Annotated in this window: 1 protein-coding gene; it reads left to right on the top strand. The window is 74.0% G+C overall.

Going from position 1 to position 685, the window contains the following annotated elements; all coding sequences use genetic code 11:
- A partial coding sequence (locus tag EOE66_RS21620) for an autotransporter-associated beta strand repeat-containing protein (RefSeq protein ID WP_205702796.1) occupies positions 1–685 on the top strand: 685 nt, incomplete at both ends.

The raw sequence follows: 685 nt of genomic DNA, 5'->3' as shown, positions 1-685 counted from the left end.
TCACGCTCACCGGCAACGAGCGCCTGGCCAACACCGCAGCGGTCAACGTCACCAGCGGCAGCCTCACGCTGGGCGGCACCGAGACCGTCGGCACGCTGGCCTTGAGCGGCCTGCTCGATGGCAGCGGCACGCTCGTCGCCAGCAGCTACGCGCTGGACAGCGGCACCGTCACGGCCAACCTGGGCGGCGGCAGCCTGTCCTCCACCGGCACCAGTTCTCTCAGCGGCACGGCCGCAGCAGACACGCTGGCCGTCAACGGCGGCACGCTCACGCTGGCCGGCGCAGACCGCCTGACGGCCGCCCCCGTCACCACCCTGGCCGCCACCGGCACGCTGGCCCTGCAAGGCGCGCAGACGCTGGGGTCGCTGGCCGGCACCGGCAACGTCACGCTGGGCACCTTCACGCTGACCACCGGCAGCGCGGGCAACAGCAGCTTCAGCGGCAGCATCGGCGGCACCGGCGGGCTCACCAAGGCCGGCGGCAGCACCTTCACGCTGGGCGGCAGCCAGGCCTACACCGGCCTGACCACCGTGCAGGCCGGCACGCTGCTCACCAGCGGCGCGAACGTGCTGCCCGATGCGGGCACCGTCAGCGTCGTCAACGGCGCCACGCTCAGCCTCGGCGGCAACGACAGCGTCGCCACGCTCACGCTGGGCGGCACGCTGGCCGGCGCCAGCACCCTCAC

The organism is Rubrivivax rivuli (genome assembly GCF_004016505.1).
Classification (GTDB): Bacteria; Pseudomonadota; Gammaproteobacteria; order Burkholderiales; family Burkholderiaceae_C; genus Rubrivivax; species Rubrivivax rivuli.
This window is presented reverse-complemented; position numbering and strand designations above follow the sequence as displayed.